Source organism: Pseudomonas sp. PDM27, assembly GCF_019219205.1.
Lineage (GTDB): Bacteria > Pseudomonadota > Gammaproteobacteria > Pseudomonadales > Pseudomonadaceae > Aquipseudomonas > Aquipseudomonas laurylsulfatiphila.
In genome coordinates this window covers 1-20,491 of record NZ_JAHUWF010000009.1, presented here as the reverse complement: position 1 = coordinate 20,491, position 20,491 = coordinate 1, and the positions used below count along the sequence as shown (strand labels likewise).

19 protein-coding genes are annotated in these 20,491 nt (G+C 59.4%); 11 read left to right on the top strand and 8 right to left on the bottom strand.

Annotated features, from left to right (window positions below; translation table 11 throughout):
• Positions 1-15: 15 nt before the first annotated feature.
• The 4 genes from KW838_RS18635 to dksA all read right to left on the bottom strand — a co-directional run bounded on the left by KW838_RS18635 (position 16) and on the right by dksA (position 4,748).
• On the bottom strand, positions 16-2,970 hold the full coding sequence (locus tag KW838_RS18635; protein ID WP_007971103.1) for a sensor histidine kinase: 2,955 nt from the start codon (positions 2,968-2,970) through the stop codon (positions 16-18).
• Complete coding sequence (locus KW838_RS18630; RefSeq protein ID WP_003176118.1) at positions 2,954-3,130, bottom strand: hypothetical protein; 177 nt, start codon at positions 3,128-3,130, stop codon at positions 2,954-2,956. The genes KW838_RS18635 and KW838_RS18630 overlap by 17 nt, the downstream gene beginning before the upstream one ends.
• 77 nt (positions 3,131-3,207) lie before the next feature.
• The gene (gene gluQRS / locus KW838_RS18625) at positions 3,208-4,104 is read right to left on the bottom strand and encodes a tRNA glutamyl-Q(34) synthetase GluQRS (RefSeq protein WP_218502331.1); all 897 of its coding nucleotides are present in this window, start codon (positions 4,102-4,104) and stop codon (positions 3,208-3,210) included.
• 203 nt (positions 4,105-4,307) lie between these two features.
• Positions 4,308-4,748 (bottom strand): RNA polymerase-binding protein DksA, encoded by a 441-nt coding sequence (dksA, locus tag KW838_RS18620; RefSeq protein WP_007971100.1) that lies wholly within the window; start codon positions 4,746-4,748, stop codon positions 4,308-4,310.
• A 334-nt stretch (positions 4,749-5,082) separates the two neighbouring features.
• On the opposite strand from dksA, the gene KW838_RS18615 reads away from it, so the two are divergent.
• Both KW838_RS18615 and sfsA read left to right on the top strand, forming a co-directional pair.
• Positions 5,083-6,255: a pyridoxal phosphate-dependent aminotransferase gene (locus KW838_RS18615; RefSeq protein ID WP_218502328.1), complete on the top strand. Its 1,173-nt coding sequence runs from the start codon at positions 5,083-5,085 to the stop codon at positions 6,253-6,255.
• Positions 6,255-6,968, top strand: coding sequence for a DNA/RNA nuclease SfsA (gene sfsA / locus KW838_RS18610; protein WP_218502326.1), 714 nt, complete (start codon positions 6,255-6,257; stop codon positions 6,966-6,968). The genes KW838_RS18615 and sfsA overlap by 1 nt, the downstream gene beginning before the upstream one ends.
• On the opposite strand, the gene KW838_RS18605 is transcribed toward sfsA, so the two are convergent.
• The 4 genes from KW838_RS18605 to KW838_RS18590 form a co-directional block, all read right to left on the bottom strand.
• Positions 6,965-7,282 carry a Rieske (2Fe-2S) protein gene (locus KW838_RS18605; protein WP_015096854.1) on the bottom strand — a complete coding sequence of 106 codons (318 nt, stop codon included), beginning with the start codon at positions 7,280-7,282 and terminating at the stop codon, positions 6,965-6,967. The two genes, sfsA and KW838_RS18605, sit on opposite strands and share 4 nt — an antisense overlap.
• A 467-nt stretch (positions 7,283-7,749) precedes the next feature.
• Positions 7,750-8,022 carry a TfoX/Sxy family protein gene (locus KW838_RS18600; protein WP_007971093.1) on the bottom strand — a complete coding sequence of 91 codons (273 nt, stop codon included), beginning with the start codon at positions 8,020-8,022 and terminating at the stop codon, positions 7,750-7,752.
• 248 nt (positions 8,023-8,270) lie between these two features.
• A complete protein-coding gene (locus KW838_RS18595; RefSeq protein WP_102701635.1) occupies positions 8,271-8,615 on the bottom strand; it encodes a pentapeptide repeat-containing protein in 345 nt (114 codons plus the stop codon).
• Positions 8,616-8,705: 90 nt separating this feature from the next.
• Positions 8,706-10,262: a bifunctional aminoglycoside phosphotransferase/ATP-binding protein gene (locus tag KW838_RS18590; RefSeq protein WP_218502324.1), complete on the bottom strand. Its 1,557-nt coding sequence runs from the start codon at positions 10,260-10,262 to the stop codon at positions 8,706-8,708.
• 115 nt (positions 10,263-10,377) lie between these two features.
• Between KW838_RS18590 and mrcB the strand changes: the two genes are divergently transcribed.
• The 9 genes from mrcB to msrQ all read left to right on the top strand — a co-directional run bounded on the left by mrcB (position 10,378) and on the right by msrQ (position 20,252).
• Positions 10,378-12,696 (top strand): penicillin-binding protein 1B, encoded by a 2,319-nt coding sequence (gene mrcB / locus KW838_RS18585; RefSeq protein WP_102701637.1) that lies wholly within the window; start codon positions 10,378-10,380, stop codon positions 12,694-12,696.
• A 16-nt stretch (positions 12,697-12,712) separates the two neighbouring features.
• Positions 12,713-13,468: a tetratricopeptide repeat protein gene (locus tag KW838_RS18580; protein WP_218502312.1), complete on the top strand. Its 756-nt coding sequence runs from the start codon at positions 12,713-12,715 to the stop codon at positions 13,466-13,468.
• A complete protein-coding gene (locus tag KW838_RS18575) occupies positions 13,468-13,803 on the top strand; it encodes a YqcC family protein (protein ID WP_102701639.1) in 336 nt (111 codons plus the stop codon). The genes KW838_RS18580 and KW838_RS18575 overlap by 1 nt, the downstream gene beginning before the upstream one ends.
• 483 nt (positions 13,804-14,286) lie before the next feature.
• Entirely contained in the window at positions 14,287-16,011 is a 1,725-nt protein-coding gene (locus KW838_RS18570) for an acetolactate synthase 3 large subunit (RefSeq protein WP_015096847.1), read from the top strand.
• 2 nt (positions 16,012-16,013) lie between these two features.
• Positions 16,014-16,505 (top strand): acetolactate synthase small subunit, encoded by a 492-nt coding sequence (ilvN, locus tag KW838_RS18565; RefSeq protein ID WP_003176102.1) that lies wholly within the window; start codon positions 16,014-16,016, stop codon positions 16,503-16,505.
• A 45-nt stretch (positions 16,506-16,550) separates the two neighbouring features.
• Positions 16,551-17,567 carry a ketol-acid reductoisomerase gene (gene ilvC / locus KW838_RS18560; protein WP_003228216.1) on the top strand — a complete coding sequence of 339 codons (1,017 nt, stop codon included), beginning with the start codon at positions 16,551-16,553 and terminating at the stop codon, positions 17,565-17,567.
• Positions 17,568-17,711: 144 nt separating this feature from the next.
• Positions 17,712-18,566 carry a CDP-diacylglycerol--serine O-phosphatidyltransferase gene (gene pssA / locus KW838_RS18555; protein WP_102701640.1) on the top strand — a complete coding sequence of 285 codons (855 nt, stop codon included), beginning with the start codon at positions 17,712-17,714 and terminating at the stop codon, positions 18,564-18,566.
• A gap of 58 nt (positions 18,567-18,624) precedes the next feature.
• Positions 18,625-19,638 (top strand): protein-methionine-sulfoxide reductase catalytic subunit MsrP, encoded by a 1,014-nt coding sequence (msrP, locus tag KW838_RS18550; protein ID WP_218502309.1) that lies wholly within the window; start codon positions 18,625-18,627, stop codon positions 19,636-19,638.
• Entirely contained in the window at positions 19,638-20,252 is a 615-nt protein-coding gene (msrQ, locus tag KW838_RS18545; protein WP_218502298.1) for a protein-methionine-sulfoxide reductase heme-binding subunit MsrQ, read from the top strand. Before msrP ends, msrQ begins: the two co-directional genes overlap by 1 nt.
• Positions 20,253-20,491: the final 239 nt, after the last annotated feature.

Genomic DNA, 20,491 nt, shown 5'->3' with positions numbered 1-20,491 from the left:
ATACTCTCGACGGTCTCAGTTCACAGCGGACGTCGCTTCGACATGACGCGGCAAGGTAACCCTGATTCGGGTGCCGCGTTGGCTTTGAACATCAGCCGGGCTGTCGATGGTGATTTGTCCATAATGCTCTTCAACGATGGAATAGACCAGTGCAAGGCCCAGACCGGTGCCTTCGCCAGGGTCCTTGGTGGTGAAGAAAGGTTCGAACAATCGGTCCATGATGCTCGACGGAATACCGCTGCCTTCGTCCTCCACGATCAGATCGACCGTGTGTTCGCCGGCTTCGCTCTTGACCCGCACCGCACTGCCGGGAGGCGATGCGTCACGGGCGTTTGAGAGCAGGTTGATCAACACCTGGGCCAGCCGTTGCGGGTCGCCTTCGACCCAGTGCTCGGGGTCGCACAGGTTGTAGAACTGCACTTCGAAATTGCGTCGGTTCAGGGCCAGCAGGCCGATGGCATCCTGAGCCACTTCGGCCAGACAGACGGGCTCGTCGCTGTGCTGATGGCTGCCGGCATGGGCAAAGCTCATCAGCGACTGGACAATGCGCGACACGCGCTTGGTCTGCTCGAGGATCTGCCCGCTGATCTCCTTCAGCTCGCCGTCTTCCTCGCGTTCTTCGCGCAGGTTCTGCGCCAGGCACGCGATACCGGTGATCGGGTTGCCGATTTCATGGGCCACGCCGGCCGCCAGGCGACCGATGCTCGCCAATCGCTCGGAGTGCACCAGTTTGTCCTCGAGCATCTGGGTTTCGGTCAGGTCTTCCACCAGCAACACCAGGCCACTGTTGCCCGGTGCCAGGGGTTCGTCGATCGCCGCTTTGTGCAGGTTCAGCCAGCGTGTCTGGCCGTCGAGGGCCAGGTGCTGCTTGTGCAAGTGCTCGTCCGGCAGATTGATGAAGCCTTGCAGCAGTTCTTTCCACGGATCGGCAATGGTGCTCAGGCGCGAACCGACCACGCGCTGCGCAGCGATGCCGGTCAGCTCCTCCATGGCCTTGTTCCACATGAGGATTTCCTGATCTTTCGCCAGCGAACACACGCCCATCGGCAATTCCTGCAGGGTCTGGCGGTGATAGCGACGCAGGGCATCGAGTTCGGCGGCCAGGCCGGTCAGGCGCGAGTGGTAGTCCTCGAGTCGGCTTTCGATGAAGTGAATGTCTTCGGTCACGTAGTTTTCGCCACCTGCCTTGTAGGGCAGGAACGTCTCGACCATGTCCTGGGCTACGCTCGGCCCCATCAGGCCGGAGAGGTTGGCTTCGATGCGGTCACGCAAGCGACGCAGGGCATAGGGTCGGCGTTCGTCGAATGGCAGATAAAGGTCGCGCAGTGCCTGTTCCACTTCTTTCTGCGCCGCTTTTGCACCCAATGGTTTGGCAAGCTGCGTGGCGAATTCCTGGGGCGAGGCGGCGTGCAGTTCGCGGCGTTGCGGGCGGCGCACGTTATCCACGGCGCAGGCTTCGGCAGCGCTGGCCTCTTCGGTGCTGGCGTTGGTGAACAGCGAGATCAGGGTAAACATCAGTACGTTGGCCGCCAGCGAGGCAATCGCCGCCATGTGCCAGCTGGTGTCGTCCAGCACGTAGATCATGTTCAGCAGCGGAATGTAGAAGCCCTGCAGGTTGCCGACCAACGGTAACAACATGGTCACCAGCCACACCAGTATCCCCGCCAGCAAGCCGGCGATGAAGCCGCGACGGTTGGCGGTCGGCCAGTACAGGACCGAGAGCACGCCCGGCAGGAACTGCAACGTGGCGACGAACGCGACGATGCCGAGGTTGGCCAGGTCCTGTTCGGCGCCGAGCATCAGGTAGAAGCCGTAGCCAGCCATAATGATCGCGACAATCAGCGCCCGGCGGGTCCACTTCAGCCAGCGGTAGATGTTGCCTTCGGCCGGTGGCTGATAAAGCGGCAGCACCAGGTGGTTCAAGGCCATCCCGGACAGCGCCAGCGTGGTGACGATGATCAGGCCGCTGGCGGCGGACAGCCCGCCGACATAGGCCAGCAATGCCAAAGCCTTGCTGTTGGCGGCGATGCCGATGCCCAGCGTGAAGTATTCCGGATTGGTGGTGGCGCCCAGTTTCAGGCCGGCCCAGAGAATCAGCGGCACCGCCAGGCTCATCAGCAGCAGGAACAGCGGCAGGCCCCAGCTCGCACTGACCAGCGAACGCGGGTTGAGGTTCTCGGTGAAGGTCATGTGATACATGTGCGGCATCACGATCGCCGAGGCGAAGAACACCAGCAACAGGGTGCGCCACGGGCCTTCCTGCAAAGGCGTGTGCAGGGCCGCGAGCGCGGTCTGGTTTTGCAGCAGCCAAAGCTCAAGCTGTTGCGGGCCGTCGAACACGCCGTAAAGCGCATACAACCCGACACCGCCGAGGGCGATCAGCTTGATCACCGACTCGAAGGCAATCGCGAACACCAGGCCTTCATGCTTTTCCCGGGTGGCGATGTGGCGGGAGCCGAAGAAAATCGTGAACAGCGTAATCAGTGCGCAGAAGCTCAGGGCCACGCGATTCTGTACGGGCTCGCGGGTGAGGATGCCGATGGAGTCGGCGACCGCCTGAATCTGCAGGGCCAGCAATGGCAATACGCCGACCAGCATGAAAATCGTGGTCAGCGCTCCGGCCCAGGTGCTGCGGAAGCGGAAGGCGAACAGGTCCGCCAGGGACGACAGTTGATAAGTGCGGGTGATCTTCAGGATCGGATACAGCAACACCGGCGCCAGCAGAAAGGCCCCGGAAACGCCCAGGTAGCTGGACAGAAAGCCGTAGCCGTACTGGTAGGCCAGGCCCACCGTGCCGTAAAACGCCCAGGCACTGGCATAGACGCCCAGTGACAGGGTGTAGGTCAGCGGGTGGCGAATGATCGCCCGGGGAATCATGCCCCGTTCACTGATCCAGGCCACACCGAACAGCACCGCCAGGTACGCGGCGCTGATCAGGATCATCTGGGTCAGGCTAAAGCTCATCGGCATCTTTTTGACTCTGCAGGATGAAGGTCACGACGATCAGAATCAGCCAGAGCAGATAAGGGCGATACCAGGCGCCAGTGGCGTCGATCCACCAATCCATGATGGCCGGGGAAAACAGGTAAATGCCCACTACCAAAAGCAGGACCAAGCGATAGATGTACATCCCGGCCTCTCTTTTTTATGTGCGTGCCCGAAAACGTGCGGCGATGGTAACGGATGGGCGCGCCACTGCAAGTGCGATCACAGCAGCTGTGCCTCGGGCAGGCTCAGTGTGCGCGGGATCAGCAAGGCATCCCAGTGGGCAATGCCCCAGTTCAGCACTTCCCGTGGCGTGGCGTAAATCAGTTCGGTTCCCGGGTTCTGTCCCAGTGCACGCAGCGCCCGCAATAACAGTGGCGTTGCCTGATCCTCGGTCAACGGCGGCGAACGGTAGGATTTACCGAGTTTATGGCCATCAGGCTGAGTAATCAGCGGGATATGCAGATAACGCGGTTGCGGCAGGCCGAGCAGTTCTTGCAGGTACAGCTGGCGGGGCGTGGAGTCCAGCAGGTCGGCACCCCGAACGATATCGGTGATGCCCTGCCAGGCATCGTCCAGGACCACGGCCAGTTGATAGGCGTAGAGCCCGTCGCGACGGCGGATCACGAAATCACCGACTTCCCGGCCCAGGTGCTGGCGGTACTCGCCCTGCACCCGGTCGAGGAAGTGGTACTCCAGCTCCGGTACGCGCAGGCGGATGGCGGCATCATCGGCGCCATGGCCGGCATTGCGGCACAGCCCCGGATAAATCCCGTGATACGGTTCCAGCTGTTTGCGCGAACAGGTGCAGGCGTAGGCCAAGCCGTGATTGAACAGGCGATTGAGCACCTCGGCGTAGGCGTCGTGCCGCTCGCTTTGGCGAACCAGATCGCCATCCCACTCGAAGCCATAGCTTTCCAGGGCCTTGAGAATGGCGGCCTGGGCGCCGGGTTCCTCACGGGGCGGGTCGAGGTCTTCCATGCGCATCAGCCAGCGTCCGCCCACCGAGCGCGCATCAAGGTAAGAAGCCAGCGCTGCGACCAGAGAACCGAAATGCAGATGGCCACTGGGCGTGGGGGCAAAGCGCCCGATGTAGGTGGATGAGGCGATGGCAGTCATAAGGGCAGTGTTACTTTTTCCAGGCTTGCGCTAACCACCTTGTGGGAGCGGGCTTGCTCGCGAAGACGCCATCAGCCTCAACATCAATATAGGCTGATGCACCGCTTTCGCGAGCAAGCCCGCTCCCACAGGTTTGCTGCTGAGGCGAATTTTAGAAACAAAAACGGAGCGTTCGCACGCTCCGTTCTTCGTTCAAGTCGCAATTACTTGCCGACTTGCTTTTCCTTGATTTCCGCCAGGGTCTTGCAGTCGATGCACAGGTCGGCAGTAGGACGCGCTTCGAGGCGCTTGACGCCGATCTCGATGCCGCAGGATTCACACCAGCCGTACTCTTCGTCTTCGATCAGCTGAAGGGTCTTGTCGATCTTCTTGATCAACTTGCGTTCACGATCGCGGGCACGCAGTTCGAGGGCGAATTCCTCTTCCTGGCTGGCACGGTCTGCCGGATCAGGAAAGTTGGCCGCTTCGTCCTTCATGTGGTCCACGGTCTTGTCGACACCTTCCATCAGCTCTTTTTTCCACTGATTCAGGACCTTGGTGAAGTGCTTGCGCATGGGCTCGCCCATGTACTCTTCGCCAGCTTTCTGAACATAGGGCTCGAAGCCGCTGATTGCCTGGTTTTGCTGCTTTGCTTGGGTGGACATGAAATAGACCGCCTCTACTCTTGTAATCCATCTGCGCAGGATTGCTCCATCACCGACACCTGCCGGCCCTGCGGCTGCAAGCGGGCGAACTTACCAGATCAACTCGGGCCGCGCTACTCCCGGATGTCGAGCTTGCGGCTCATGGTGCTTGCCAATGATGACAAACCGTTGTCTGGCGGCTCCGGAACCCTGCTCAACTATTGATTTTAGTCAAACCTTGCGCACACGCTTGAATCGTTTGTAGTCAGGGTTATAAGCCCTCTGACCGCTTTAGGTTCTCGCTCGTTCCTGCGCTTGGGTAGAATCGGTTTTTTTCCCAGTTGAAGGAAGGCCAATGGCTCAGTCCTACAGTGCCCGCAGTCGCGCGATCGAACCTTTTCATGTCATGGCGCTGTTGGCGCGGGCCAATGAATTGCAGGCGGCTGGCCACGATGTGATCCACCTGGAAATCGGCGAGCCGGACTTCACCACCGCCGAGCCGATCATCCAGGCCGGCCAGGCTGCGCTGGCAGCGGGGAAGACCCGTTACACCGCCGCGCGCGGCATTCCGGAGCTGCGTGAGGCCATTTCGGGCTTTTATCAGCAGCGTTATGGCTTGAACATCGACCCTCGACGCATCCTCATCACCCCCGGCGGCTCCGGTGCGTTGCTGCTGGCCAGCGCTTTGCTGGTCGACCCCGGCAAGCACTGGCTGCTGGCGGACCCGGGCTACCCCTGTAACCGGCACTTCCTGCGACTGGTCGAAGGCGCCGCGCAATTGGTGCCGGTCGGTCCGGAGGTGCGTTATCAATTGACGCCCGGCCTGATCGAGCGTCATTGGGATCACGACAGTGTGGGCGCATTGGTGGCGTCGCCAGCCAATCCGACCGGCACGATCCTGACCCGCGATGAGCTGGCGAAGTTGTCTGTCGCGATCAAGGAGCGCCACGGTCATCTGGTGGTCGACGAGATCTATCACGGCCTGACCTACGGCACCGATGCGGCCAGCGTGCTGGAAGTCGACGACAGTGCCTTCGTGCTGAACAGTTTTTCGAAGTACTTCGGGATGACCGGTTGGCGGTTGGGATGGCTGGTCGCCCCGGACGCGGCCGTCGGTGAGCTGGAAAAACTCGCCCAGAATCTCTACATCAGTGCTCCAAGCATGGCGCAGCACGCCGCGCTGGCCTGTTTCGAGCCGGCAACCATCAGTATTCTCGAAGAGCGTCGCGCCGAATTTGGCCGGCGTCGGGATTACCTGCTGCCGGCCTTGCGGGAATTGGGCTTTGGCATTGCCGTGGAACCGGAAGGGGCATTCTACTTGTACGCCGATATCAGCAAGTTCGGCGGCGATGCCTTCGCGTTCTGTAAACATTTTCTCGAGACCGAGCATGTGGCCTTCACCCCGGGGCTGGATTTCGGGCGTTATCAGGCCGGGCATCATGTGCGGTTCGCCTATACGCAAAATCTCGAGCGTTTGCAGGAAGCGGTCGAGCGCATTGCCCGTGGGTTGCGGAGCTGGCAAGGCTGATGCGATTTCATCCCCCCCTCGAAGAAGGTCGCCTGATTCGACGCTACAAGCGTTTTCTCGCCGATATCGAAACCGTTGACGGCGAGATGCTGACCATTCACTGCCCGAATACAGGATCGATGCTCAATTGTCAGGTCGAAGGCGGGCAGGTCTGGTTCAGCCGCTCCAACGACCCGAAACGCAAGTTGCCCGGCACCTGGGAGATCGGCGAAACCCCGCAAGGGCGGCTGTTTTGCGTGAACACCGCCCGGGCCAATGGTTTGATCGAAGAGGCGCTGCGAGCGGGCATCATCACGGAATTGAACGGCTTTACCGGGCTCAAGCGCGAAGTGGCTTATGGTCAGGAAAACAGTCGTATCGATTTCCGGCTCGATTACCCCGAAGGGCCTGCCTACGTCGAGGTCAAAAGCGTGACCCTGGGTTTCGACGGTACGGCGGTGGCGGCGTTTCCCGATGCGGTCACCCAGCGTGGCGCCAAGCATCTGCGGGAACTGGCCCACTTGGCCAGGGACGGTATTCGCGCGGTGCAGTTGTACTGTGTTTGCCTGACCGGCATCGAGGCCGTGCGTCCGGCGCAGGAAATCGATGCGGCTTATGCGCAGGCTTTGCGTGAGGCTATTGAGTGTGGGGTCGAGGTGCTGGCTTACGCTGTGAGCTTGAATCACCAGGAAATGCTGGTCGACCGGCGTCTGGACGTGTTGCCGGGCGGCTAAAGGCTGATCCAGATCCCTTGTTCGTCCTCGCGACAGGCCACTCTGGTCAAGGCTTGCCCCGCACAAGGGCCGGCGACGCATTCACCGTCTTCGATCAGGAACAGTGCGCCATGGGTGGCGCATTGGATCAGGCTGTTGCTGGGGTCGAGAAACTGGTCGGGATGCCACTCCAAGGCCACACCCCGGTGTGGGCAGCGATTGATGTAGACATGGACCTGGCCGCTGCGGCGCACCGCAAAAAGCTTTTGGCCGTCAATGTCGAAACCGCGACTGCTGTCATTGACCAGTTCGGCACCTGCACAAAGCAACTTCATCTCTATCCTCAGTCCCGCAGCTCGTGACCGGATAGGTCCGGGCTTGACGGTTAAATGCGATCAATTGGCCGTCTTGCCCGCCGGGGACAAGTGCCTATCGTCGAGGATACTTGGCCTGACCGTTCGATGCCCGGGAAACTGTCATGCGTCTGACCGCCCGCATTGTGGTGATCGGCATGGCGCATCCATCGCCGAATCCCGTCAGTACTTTTCCACAGGCAAAAAAAGACCCGGCAAGAGCCGGGTCAAATAACCGTGATTAGCCTGATGAGGAGATAATCTGAGAGTCCGAACCAAGGGCTATTCAGAATATCGACCAGTCTCGCGACCAGTTGTGATAATCATATCGATTCTCATTACCAAGTCAACCGCTGTTTTTTGATTTCATTGCGATTCGCCGAATTTACTTCTGCAGGCCCCGTAATCATTGGGTTTCAGGTTGCAAAGCTTCGGAAATATTTGTCGGCTCAGTTCTTGTGGCGTGAAGAAATGGCTTCCAGTTGTTTGTTCAGCGCTTCCTTGCGCTCGGCAGGGATGTCATTCCAGTGAACGTCCATCAGGGCACCTTCAATCGCGTACAACAACACCTTGGACGCCCGAAAACCGCGCGTACGCACGGCCCGATAAGCATCCACCGCCCCGAGGCGACGCAAGTCCGATGCGCTATGGATGCCCACGGCATGCAGCCATTGCGCTGACGTCTTGCCAAGATTCTTCAGGTGTTGCAGTTCATCATTCATCAAGCCTCCTTGCGATGGCCGAATGGAGAGCGTGGGCAATCTTCTGAGGAGTGTAGCCATCAGTAGGAAAAGCGTGATTGTTTGCTCGTTTTCGACGCAAATGCTTCTAAGAGACACGTGTTGGCAGGGTGTTGAAGGTCGGCGAACGCGCAAAAAAGGGGAAGAGGAGAGCAATCAGGGATGGCGAGTGAATGTCCCCGCAGTCCAGTGCAATGGGGGGCACTGGACCTGTCTGCCGGCAACAGTGATCAGCGTGTGCGGTAGCGCAATCGCGTGCCGAAGTTCATCGACATGAGGATTTCGTCGGCACTCAGTTCCACTGGAAAGTAGGTACCGGAGATTTGCGCGTGGGCCAGGCTCGCGCCTTCCAGGTTCGCTTTGCGAAAATCGATGCCGCGCAAGTCGGCGGAACGGAAGTAGGCGTCGCTGAAGTCCACACCGTCGGCATTCAGTTCGCGCAGGTCCAGCCCCCGGAAATCGCCACCCACCATGTCGATGGGGCCATCCTTGGGGCGCTCACTGTTAAAGCCTCTGATGTCGTCTTTGTGCAGCAGGGCATAAAGCGGAGTGTCGAGAAGTTTTGGCTGGCTCATGTCGCATCACCTGATGGTTTTATGACGCCAGTATAGTGCCACTGTTTGACAGTCGTGAGGACTGCGAGGGCCTCACGGCTGAAATAGTTTTTACAGGCCCGGCAGGCGCTGGCGAATCTGTTCCACAACGGTATCCAGAGTCCCGCTTTCATTGGTCTGGACGCGCTTGCTGCAGAGGATTTCTGCGGGGGTCAGCGCCTCACGGCTGGCTTGTTGGGCTTCGATCACGGCCAGAGTGGCGTCGGACGGGTCCTTCTTGTCGGCCTGGCGCACGGCCAGCCAGCTTTCGATCACGGCCTGTGGTGCATTGCAGTCGAGGATCAGGAAGGGTGCACCCGTGGCCTCGGCCACCTTCGCCGCATTGTCACGCTGTTCACGCTTGAGGTAAGTGGCGTCGACCACCACCGGGAAGCCCGCATGCAGAATGACGTCGGCGATTTCGTGCAGGCGGGCATAGGTCGCCGCGCTGGCGTCGGCGCTATAGATGCCGGCCTGTACATCATTCTCGACGGTCTGCTCGCCGAACAGGCGCTTGCGCTCGACATCGGAGCGCAGGCGAATCGCGCCCAGGGCTTCGACCAGGCGCATGGCGACATGGCTTTTACCGACTGCGGAAACGCCGCTGGTAATGGCCATGAAGCGCGAAGGAATGGTGCTGTAGCTTTCCGCGAGGTTGGCGTAGTTGCGGTACTGGCGCAGGGTCGTGGCGCGCTGCACCGCAGTGGCGTCGGCCGGCATGCTGAACAGGGCGACCTTGGCGCGAACCAGGGCGCGGTAGGCTTTATAGAAGTTCAGCAGCTCGAGGCCGTGATAGTCGCCGGTCAGCTCCAGGTACTGGCTGACGAAACGGCGCGCCAGGCACTTCAGGCCGCGATCTTCCAAGTCCATCGCCAGGAAGCCGGTGTCGGCATAAACGTCGGTAAAACGGAAGGGTTCGTTGAATTCGATGCAGTCGAAGATCACGACCTTGCCGTCGATCACGGTAGCGTTACCCAGATGGATGTCACCGTGGCATTCACGAATGAAGCCTTCGGCCTTGCGCTGGGCGAGCAGTGGTTTGAGGCGTTCGAAGCTGCTTTCGGCCCAGGCTTGCAGGGCGTCGAGTTGCAACAGGTCGGCTTTATCGCTGAGGAACGGACGGATCTGCTCGAAGTTCTGCCGTACCGGCGCCATGACGCTGTCCGGGGTGCCGGCTTCGTGCCCGGCCGGCACTTTTGGGGCGTTGAGGTGGAAGCGGGCGATCTGCTCGGCCATCTCGTCGATGTGCGCGGTGGTCAATTCGCCATTGGCTTGCAGGGTGCTCAATAGTCCGCTTTGCGGGAACTGGCGCATCTTCAGCAGATATTCGATGGCTGGCCCTTCGCCGCCCAATTGCGGAGCCTCGGCGCTGCCGGTGACGGGCAACACTTCCAGGTACAAATCGTCGGTCAGGCGCTGGTTCAGGCGCAGCTCTTCAGTACAAAAATGTTCGCGAGCCTCAAGGCCGGTAAAGTCGAGAAAACCGAAGTTGACCGGTTTCTTCACTTTATAAGCGAAGGGGCCGGTGAGAATGACCCAGGAGATATGGGTTTCGATGACCTGGAATCCTTCTACCGGGTGCGGGTAGAGGGCAGGGTTTTGCAGGGCAGCGATCAAGGTCTGGCTCACAGGCGATCCTTCAGAGTCTGGAAAATCAAGGCCGTCATTATGGCTGCAAGTCCGCTTGACGCAAACCTCGGAGCGCTCCTGTTGAGTATGAATAAAGTGCGTATAATCCGCCGCCATGACTCGTACTCGAACTCCCCGTACCCCAAAAAAACCACCCTCCAGGGGCCTGCGCCCGTGGCTGGGCTGGGCCATTAAACTCAGTCTGGTCGGCCTGGTAGTGCTGGCCGGATTCGCCGTTTACCTTGATGCAATTGTCCAGGAGAAGTTTTCCGGCAAGCGCTGGACGATTCCGGCCAAGGTTTACGCTCGTCCCCTCGAGCTGTTCGTCGGACAAAAGCTGAGCCGGGATGATTTCCTGACCGAACTCGATGCCCTGGGTTATCGCCGTGAAAGCGTGGCCAACGGCCCGGGCGCGGCGTCGGTGAACGGCAATACCGTTGACCTGAACACCCGTGGCTTCCAGTTCTATGAAGGCATGGAGCAGGCGCAACCGGTGCGGGTGCGTTTCTCCGGCGATTACGTGGCCGAGTTGGCGGGGGCAAAAGGCTCGAAACTGTCGGTGGTGCGCCTGGAGCCGCTGCTGATCGGTGGCCTGTACCCGAAAAACCTCGAAGACCGGATCCTGATCAAGATCGATCAGGTGCCGCCGTATCTGCTGGAAACGCTGGTGGCGGTCGAGGACCGCGATTTTTATCATCACTTCGGTGTTTCGCCGAAGTCGATCGCCCGAGCGATCTGGGTCAACGGTTCATCCGGCCGCATGCGTCAGGGCGGCAGTACCCTGACTCAGCAGTTGGTCAAGAACTTCTACCTGACCAACGAGCGCAGCCTGAGCCGCAAGCTCACCGAAGCGATGATGGCGCTGCTGCTTGAACTGCATTACGACAAACCCGAAATCCTTGAGGCTTACCTCAACGAAGTGTTTATCGGGCAGGACGGTCAGCGCGCGGTGCACGGTTTCGGTCTGGCCAGCCAGTTTTTCTTCAGCCAGCCGCTGGCCGAACTCAAGCTGCATCAAGTCGCACTGCTGGTGGGGATGGTCAAAGGGCCGTCTTCCTATAACCCTCGTCGTTATCCGGAGCGTGCCCTTGAGCGGCGCAACCTGGTACTCGATGTGCTGCAGGAGCAGGGCGTCGCGACTGCCGAGCAGGTTGAGGCGGCGAAGAAAATGCCGCTGGGCGTGACCAAGCGCGGCAGTCTGGCGGACAGCTCGTTCCCCGGCTTCCTCGATCTGGTCAAGCGTCAGTTGCGCGAAGACTATCGCGACGAAGACTTGACCGAAGAAGGCCTGCGCATCTTCACCAGTTTCGACCCGATCCTGCAGATGAAGGCTGAAGCCTCGGTCAACGACACCTTCAAGCGCCTGGCCGGGCGCAAGGGGTCCGATGACGTCGAGGCGGCCATGGTCGTGACCAACCCGGAGACCGGCGAAGTACAGGCCATGATCGGCAGTCGCCAGGCCAGTTTTGCCGGGTTCAACCGGGCGCTGGATGCTGTGCGGCCGATCGGCTCGTTGATCAAGCCGGCGGTGTACCTGACCGCGCTGGAGAAGCCGAGCCAGTACACGTTGACCAGTTGGCTGTCGGACGAATCTTTCTCGGTCAAGGGCGCCGACGGCCAGGTCTGGAAGCCGCAGAACTATGATCGTCGTTCTCACGGTACCGTCTTCCTCTATCAGGGGTTGGCGCATTCCTACAACCTGTCGACCGCGCGTCTCGGCCTGGCGGTCGGTGTGCCGAACGTCCTGAAGACGGTGGAGCGCCTGGGGGTGTCTCGTGAATTCCCGGCCTTCCCGTCGATGTTGCTCGGCGCTGGCGGGATGACGCCCATCGAAGTGGCGACCATGTATCAGACCCTCGCCAACGGTGGCTTCAATACGCCGATGCGCGGGATTCGCAGCGTGCTGACGGCCGAAGGCGAGCCGCTCAAGCGTTATCCGTTCCAGATTCAGCAGCGTTTCGATCCGGCCTCCATTTACCTGATCCAGAGCGCCATGCAGCGCGTGATGCGAGAAGGTACCGGCAGCTCGGTTTACAACGTGTTGCCAAGAACGCTGAACCTCGCGGGTAAAACCGGCACCAGTAACGACTCGCGAGACAGTTGGTTTGCCGGTTTCAGCCAGGACTTGCTGGCGGTGGTCTGGCTGGGGCGCGACGACAACGGCAAGACGCCATTCACGGGCGCCACCGGGGCCTTGCAGGTCTGGACCAGCTTCATGCGCAAGGCCGACCCGTTGCCGCTAGACATGCCGCAGCCGGATAATATCGTTCAGGCCTGGGTGGATTCGCGAACCGGGCAAGGTTCTGACGCCGGTTGCCCCGGTGCCGTGCAGATGCCGTATATTCGCGGCAGCGAACCGCCTCCCGGCGCCGCTTGCGGTGGTGAAAACCCTGCGGAGTCGGTGATGGACTGGGTCAAGGGCTGGATGAATTAAGCAAAGAGGATTTCAAGTGAACAAGTGGTTGATTCCAGCGGTTGCCGCCGTAGCTTTGCTCAGCGGTTGCTCTACCGTCCAACGTGGTTCGATTCCGGTTGTGGATTCCGGCACCGCGGTGTCCAACAGTGAGCGGATCTCGGCCAATGGCGGCTTCCGCCAGACGACCGTCAAGCGTCCTGTACAAGGTCAGTCGTCCCAGACCCAGGCGATTCCCCAAGGTGACAGCGGCGTCGTGGTGATGGTGCCAGGCGCGGCAACGACTTCAACGCCAATCAGCACCACGCCTATTACCCCGGGGCCGATCACGCCGGGGCCGATCACGCCGGGGCCGATTGACACGTCGCCGGTACAATCGGCGCCGATCAACCAGGGCAGCTATAGCATGCCGTCGTCGCCAAGCGGGATTCCGTCGGCCAGCTCGGGCGGGCTCTCTGCCGATGAGCAGCTGGACGGCCCGGTACTGGCTTTGCTGACCACCGCTCAACAGCAACAGGCGAGCGGTGATCTCAACGGTGCCTCCTCCAGCCTTGAACGCGCCCAGCGCGTTGCTCCGCGTGAACCGCAGGTGCTGTACCGTCTGGCGCAGGTGCGGATGGCTCAAGGCGATGCAGCCCAGGCCGAGCAGTTCGCGCGCCGGGGGCTGACCTTGGCCAATGGGCGTCCGGCCCTTCAGGCCAACTTGTGGGAGCTGATTGCCCAGGCACGTGAAAAGCAGGGTGACTCCCAGGGCGCGGCACTGGCGCGCCAGAAGGCCAAGGTAACGCTGTGATGGATGCGCGCTTTCTGAAAATCGCCGATCAACTGCTGTTGATCGAGCGCGAGTTGCGGGTGCAAGGCTGGTGGGATGACGTCTCGCCATCGGCCGAAGCGCTTTCCAGTGTCGAGCCGTTTTCGGTCGATACACTGGATTTCGAGCAATGGCTGCAATGGATCTTCCTGCCGCGCATGAAAATGATCCTCGAGCAGGATCTGCCGCTACCCAATGCTTCGGGCATTCAGGAAATGGCTGAGATGGTCTTTGCCGGACGCAATGTCCAGGGCAGGGATCGGCAGTTGCAGGTATTGCTCAAAGAGTTTGATCAGTTGATCACAGCCTCTCGCTGAGCCAGAAGCTGCCAGCGTCCGCTGGCAGTTGTCCACAATCTCTCTCTATTTTGTCGGCCGCTGCAGGGTAAGCGCATGCGCGTGCCAATTTTTTGCCAAAAGTTGCGCAATCGAAGCTAACACGCGGCGGATTTACGGGTTTTTTCTTGCGTTCTCATGTGCTTAGTAGAATAAAGCTCATAGACGACTTGACTTGCGAAGGGCGAAACAGAAGAATCCAAAGTCCGCTGTACAGGGACTGCCAGAAGCAGACCCTCTCAGCAGATCATGAGGCGCATATCCGCGTCGACCTGTTACACCCGCAACGCGTTACCTCGCGCTGGGTGGGAAAGGCCCGCAACACTTGGGACGATCCCAATACTTGCTCAGTCAGTGCTGACGTAGTCGGCGACCACCGTCGCTCATGCTCTGCTGAGAAGTAAACCTATTAAGACCCGTCCCATTTTTCGTGGGCGGTATTCTGGCGTTTTAGAGGTGAGCAACGTGGAGCTTTTATCTGGCGGTGAGATGCTCGTCCGCTTTTTGCGCGACGAAGGCGTCAAATATATCTACGGGTACCCGGGTGGTGCTCTTCTTCATGTTTACGATGCCCTGTTCAAAGAACCGGAAGTGACCCACATCCTGGTTCGTCACGAGCAAGCGGCTACCCATATGGCTGACGGCTACGCCCGTGCCACCGGTAAAGCCGGCGTGGTACTGGTGACTTCCGGGCCGGGCGCGACAAACGCCATCACCGGTATTGCCACGGCCTACATGGACTCCATTCCGATGGTGGTCATTTCCGGCCAGGTGCCGAGCACCATGGTTGGCACCGACGCATTCCAGGAAACCGACATGATCGGTATCTCCCGGCCGATCGTGAAACACAGCTTCATGATCAAGCACGCGTCGGAAATCCCGGAAGTCATGAAGAAAGCCTTCTACCTGGCGCAATCCGGTCGCCCTGGTCCGGTCGTTGTCGATATTCCGAAAGACATGACCAACCCGGCCGAGAAGTTCGAATACGTCTTCCCGAAAAAAGCCAAGCTGCGTTCCTACAGCCCGGCTGTTCGCGGTCACTCCGGTCAAATCCGCAAGGCGGCAGAAATGCTTCTGGCGGCCAAGCGTCCTGTGTTGTATTCGGGCGGCGGCGTGATCCTCGGCGGTGGTTCCGCACCACTGACCGAACTGGCGAAGATGCTCAACCTGCCAGTGACCAATACCCTGATGGGCCTCGGTGGCTACCCTGGCACCGACCGTCAGTTCATCGGCATGCTTGGCATGCACGGCAGCTACACCGCCAACCTGGCGATGCACCATGCTGACGTGATCCTCGCTGTCGGCGCGCGTTTCGACGACCGTGTCATCAACGGCGCGTCGAAGTTCTGCCCGAACGCCAAGATCATTCACATCGACATCGACCCGGCTTCGATCTCCAAGACCATCAAGGCCGACGTGCCTATCGTGGGTCCGGTCGAGAGTGTCCTGACCGAAATGGTCGCGATCCTCAAGGAAATCGGCGAGACCCCGAACAAGGAGTCCGTTGCCAGCTGGTGGAAGCAAGTCGATGAGTGGCGCGGTGATCGTGGCCTGTTCCCTTATGACAAGGGCGACGGCAGCGTCATCAAGCCGCAGGCCGTGATCGAAACCCTGTGCGAAGTGACCAAGGGCGATGCCTTTGTAGCCTCCGACGTGGGTCAGCACCAGATGTTCGCGGCGCAGTACTACACGTTCAACAAGCCGAACCGCTGGATCAACTCCGGTGGCCTGGGCACCATGGGCTTCGGTTTCCCGGCGGCCATGGGCATCAAGCTGAGCTTCCCGGATGACGACGTCGTTTGCGTCACCGGCGAGGGCAGCATCCAGATGAACATTCAGGAGCTGTCGACCTGTCTGCAATACGGTTTGCCGGTCAAGATCGTCATCCTGAACAACGGTGTGCTGGGCATGGTTCGCCAGTGGCAGGACATGAGCTACGGTAGCCGTCACTCTCATTCCTATATGGAATCGTTGCCTGACTTCGTCAAACTGGCAGAGGCCTACGGTCACGTTGGCGTGCGTATCACCGATTCGAAGGACTTGAAGTCGAAGATGGAAGAGGCGTTCGCCATGAAGGATCGCCTGGTGGTGATCGACATTTCGGTCGACACCAGCGAGCACGTCTATCCGATGCAGATCAAAGACGGCTCCATGCGCGATATGTGGCTGAGCAAGACGGAGCGTACTTAATCATGCGGCACATTATTTCCTTGCTTCTGGAAAACGAACCCGGCGCTCTGTCTCGCGTGGTTGGCCTGTTCTCGCAGCGCAACTACAACATCGAAAGCCTGACCGTGGCCCCAACCGAAGACCCGACCCTGTCGCGTCTGACGCTGACCACTGTCGGTCACGATGAAGTCATCGAGCAGATCACCAAGAACCTGAACAAGCTGATCGAAGTGGTAAAACTGGTCGACCTGTCGGAAAGTGCTCACATCGAGCGCGAACTGATGTTGGTCAAGGTCAAGGCCACCGGCGCCCAGCGCGCCGAGATCAAGCGCACTACCGATATTTACCGTGGGCAGATCGTAGATGTCAGCGCCAGCGTGTATACCGTTCAACTGACCGGTACCAGCGACAAGCTCGACAGCTTCATTCAGTCCATCGGCACCGCCTCGATTCTGGAAACCGTCCGTAGCGGCGTGACCGGCATTGCCCGCGGCGACAAAGTACTCAGCATCTAAACCAAATTAGCGAACGGCCTGAACGGCCTGATATAGGGGAAATTCATGAAAGTTTTCTACGATAAAGACTGCGACCTGTCGATCATCCAGGGCAAGAAAGTTGCCATCATCGGTTACGGTTCCCAAGGCCACGCTCAGGCGTGCAACCTGAAAGATTCCGGCGTTGACGTGACTGTAGGCCTGCGTAAAGGTTCGGCTACTGTTGCCAAGGCAGAAGCCCATGGCCTGAAAGTGACCGACGTTGCTTCGGCTGTTGCAGCTGCCGACCTGGTCATGATCCTGACCCCGGACGAGTTCCAGTCCTCCCTGTACAAGAACGAAATCGAGCCGAACATCAAGAAAGGCGCCACCCTGGCCTTCTCCCACGGCTTCGCGATCCACTACAACCAGGTTGTGCCGCGCGCTGACCTCGACGTGATCATGATCGCGCCGAAGGCTCCAGGCCACACCGTACGTTCCGAATTCGTGAAGGGCGGCGGTATCCCTGACCTGATCGCTATCTACCAGGACGCCTCGGGCAACGCCAAGAACGTTGCGCTGTCCTACGCTGCCGGCGTTGGCGGCGGTCGTACCGGCATCATCGAAACCACTTTCAAGGACGAGACCGAAACCGACCTGTTCGGCGAGCAAGCCGTTCTGTGTGGCGGTACCGTTGAACTGGTAAAAGCCGGTTTCGAAACCCTGGTTGAAGCTGGCTACGCGCCAGAAATGGCCTACTTCGAGTGTCTGCACGAACTGAAGCTGATCGTTGACCTCATGTACGAAGGCGGTATCGCCAACATGAACTACTCGATCTCCAACAATGCCGAATACGGCGAGTACGTGACCGGCCCGGAAGTCATCAACGCCGAATCCCGTCAGGCCATGCGCAACGCCCTGAAACGTATTCAGGACGGCGAATACGCCAAGATGTTCATCAGCGAAGGCGCTACCGGCTATCCTTCGATGACCGCCAAGCGTCGTAACAACGCCGCTCACGGTATCGAAATCATCGGTGAGCAACTGCGCTCCATGATGCCGTGGATCGGTGCCAACAAGATCGTCGACAAAGCTAAAAACTAAGTCACGCCCTTGTACGAAAAACGCGGCTTAGGCCGCGTTTTTTCGTTTGGGAGAGCGGTTCTGGTATAAAGCTGCATCGTTTGCGGCCGAACCGTCGTCCCAGACACCTGTCCAAACTTTCCACCCCGTTGCAAGGTAATGTCCATGAGCGAACGCCCCGAAGAGCCAAACCAGGCTTCTGACGCCGAAAGCCTGCTGCCCATCGATGAACATGTCGAGGAGGGCCATGACGCTGAAGGTCGTAAAGTCCGGCATCGTGGTATCTATCTTCTGCCGAACCTGTTTACCACTGCGAACCTGTTCGCAGGGTTTTACTCCATCATCAACTCGATGAGCGCCCAGGCGGCCCTGAGTGCGGGTGACTCGGCCAATGCGAGCAAGTATTTCGCGTTTGCGGCCATCGCGATCTTCGTTGCGATGGTGCTCGATGGCCTTGATGGCCGCGTGGCCCGCATGACCAATACCCAGAGCGCCTTTGGTGCCGAGTATGACTCGCTGTCGGACATGGTTGCCTTTGGTGTCGCACCGGCGTTGCTGGCCTTCGGTTGGGCGCTGGGTGACATGGGCAAGGTCGGCTGGATGGTCGCCTTCGTTTATGTCGCGGGTGCGGCGCTGCGTCTCGCACGTTTCAATACTCAGGTCGGTACGGCGGACAAGCGCTACTTTATCGGCCTGGCCAGCCCGGCGGCGGCGGGTGTTGTTGCAGGCATCGTCTGGGCGTTCAGCGATTACGGTATCCAGGGATCGAAGATGTCCTTCCTGGTTGCGCTGATGGTGGCTGCGGCCGGCATGCTGATGGTCAGCAACATCAAGTACAACAGCTTCAAGGAGCTGGACCTGAAGGGGCGCGTGCCGTTCGTGGCGATTCTCGCGGTGGTGCTGGTGTTTGCCGTGGTGTTCAGTGATCCGCCGCGCATCCTGTTGCTGGTGTTTCTCGCCTATGCAGCCTCTGGCCCGGTTCAATACCTGTTACGTCTTCGCCGTAACAAGAGCGCGTAATTTCCCTCATACTCCGCAGTCTATGGGTGCATCTGTCCTCCAGAGCTGCGGAGTAACCATGCTGATCAAAGTCACCAGAACGTCCGACTGCCATGAGTCGGACGTCACACCTGAATCCCTCTATCTTTCTCGACGCAATGTGCTCGGCGCCACGATTGCCGGTTTCGCTCTGGGCAGCCTGCCGCAATGGGCCAGCGCTGGCGATGCTGCGCGTTACCCGGATGTCGAACCCGGCAATGCGCCTTCCTGGTTCAGCGAAAAACTTCCTGCTACCCAGTGGGGTGCGGTCAACGTCAAGGATGAGGCGATCACGCCGTTCAAGGATGCGACCCACTACAACAACTTCTACGAGTTCGGCACCGACAAGGGTGATCCGGCCGCCAATGCCGGCGCGCTGAAGACTGAGCCGTGGTCGGTGGTTGTGGACGGGGAGGTGGGCAAGCCAGGGCGGTATGCGCTGGAGGATTTCATGAAGCCGTACCAGCTTGAGGAGCGAATCTACCGACTGCGTTGCGTGGAAGCCTGGTCGATGGTCATTCCCTGGATCGGCTTTCCCCTCTCGGCGTTGCTCAAGGAAGTAGAGCCGACCTCGAAAGCCAGATTCATCCGCTTCGAAACCCTGCAGGACCCCAAAAGCATGCCGGGGCAGCGCTCGGGTTTTGCCTTGATCGACTGGCCCTATATAGAAGGGCTGCGTCTGGATGAGGCGATGAACCCCTTGGCGATTCTTGCGGTAGGCATGTACGGGCGTGAGTTGCCTAATCAAAACGGCGCGCCGCTGCGTTTGGTGGTGCCCTGGAAATATGGCTTCAAGAGCATCAAGTCCATCGTGCGCATCAGTCTGGTCAGCGAGCAGCCGAAAACCACCTGGCAGAGTATTGCTCCGGATGAGTATGGCTTTTATGCGAACGTGAATCCCACGGTTGATCATCCTCGCTGGACTCAGGCTCGTGAACGCCGCTTGCCGAGCGGCTTGTTCAAGCCCAATGTGCGCGACACGCAAATGTTCAACGGCTATTCAGAGGAAGTTGCCTCTCTATATACGGGGCTCGACCTGAGGAAGAATTACTGATGCGGTATCCGTTTTGGCGTATCGGTGTCTTTGTCGTGGTACTGGTGTGGCCGCTGCTGTGGTTGTCTCAGGCCTGGGAGGATGTCCTCGGGCCGGATCCGGGCAAGGTGCTGGTCGATCGATTGGGGTTGGGGGCGCTTGTTCTGCTGCTCGTGACTTTGGGTATGACGCCTTTGCAGAGGCTCACCGGTTGGCCAGGGTGGATTGTTGTGCGGCGACAGTTGGGGTTGTGGTGTTTTGCCTATGTAGTGCTCCACCTCAGTAGCTATGCCGCATTCATTCTTGGTTTTGACTGGTCGCAATTGGGTGTCGAGTTGCGCAAGCGGCCTTACATTATTGTCGGGGCGCTGGGCTTTCTTGGTTTGCTGGCATTGGCGGTGACGTCCAATCGATACAGTCAGCGGCGATTGCGGGCGAGTTGGAAGAAGTTGCATCGCCTGGCTTACGTCATTCTCGGGCTTGGATTGCTGCATATGCTCTGGATTGTGCGTGCCGACCTCAAAGAGTGGGTGATCTATGCGTCTATAGGTGCGTTGTTGTTAGTGCTGCGGCTACCGCCCGTAGCTCGTCGAATCCCTCGTTTAGCGGCTAAAAAGGCCTCTTCTGCCAAATAGGCGTAAATAGGTGTTGACGGCAGATTCTGGAGGCCTATAATTCGCCCCACTTCCGGCGCAGTCGAAACGGAAAACTCCTTGATAAACAAAGAGTTACGCAGTTTTCGGCGGTAGGTTGCTTCAGGTCATCGAAGCGCCAAGGAAGTTGAAAAAGAGGTGTTGACAGCAGCGAGTAACGCTGTAGAATTCGCCTCCCGCTGACGAGAGATCGAAAGCGCAAGTGGTTGAAGTTGTTAAGG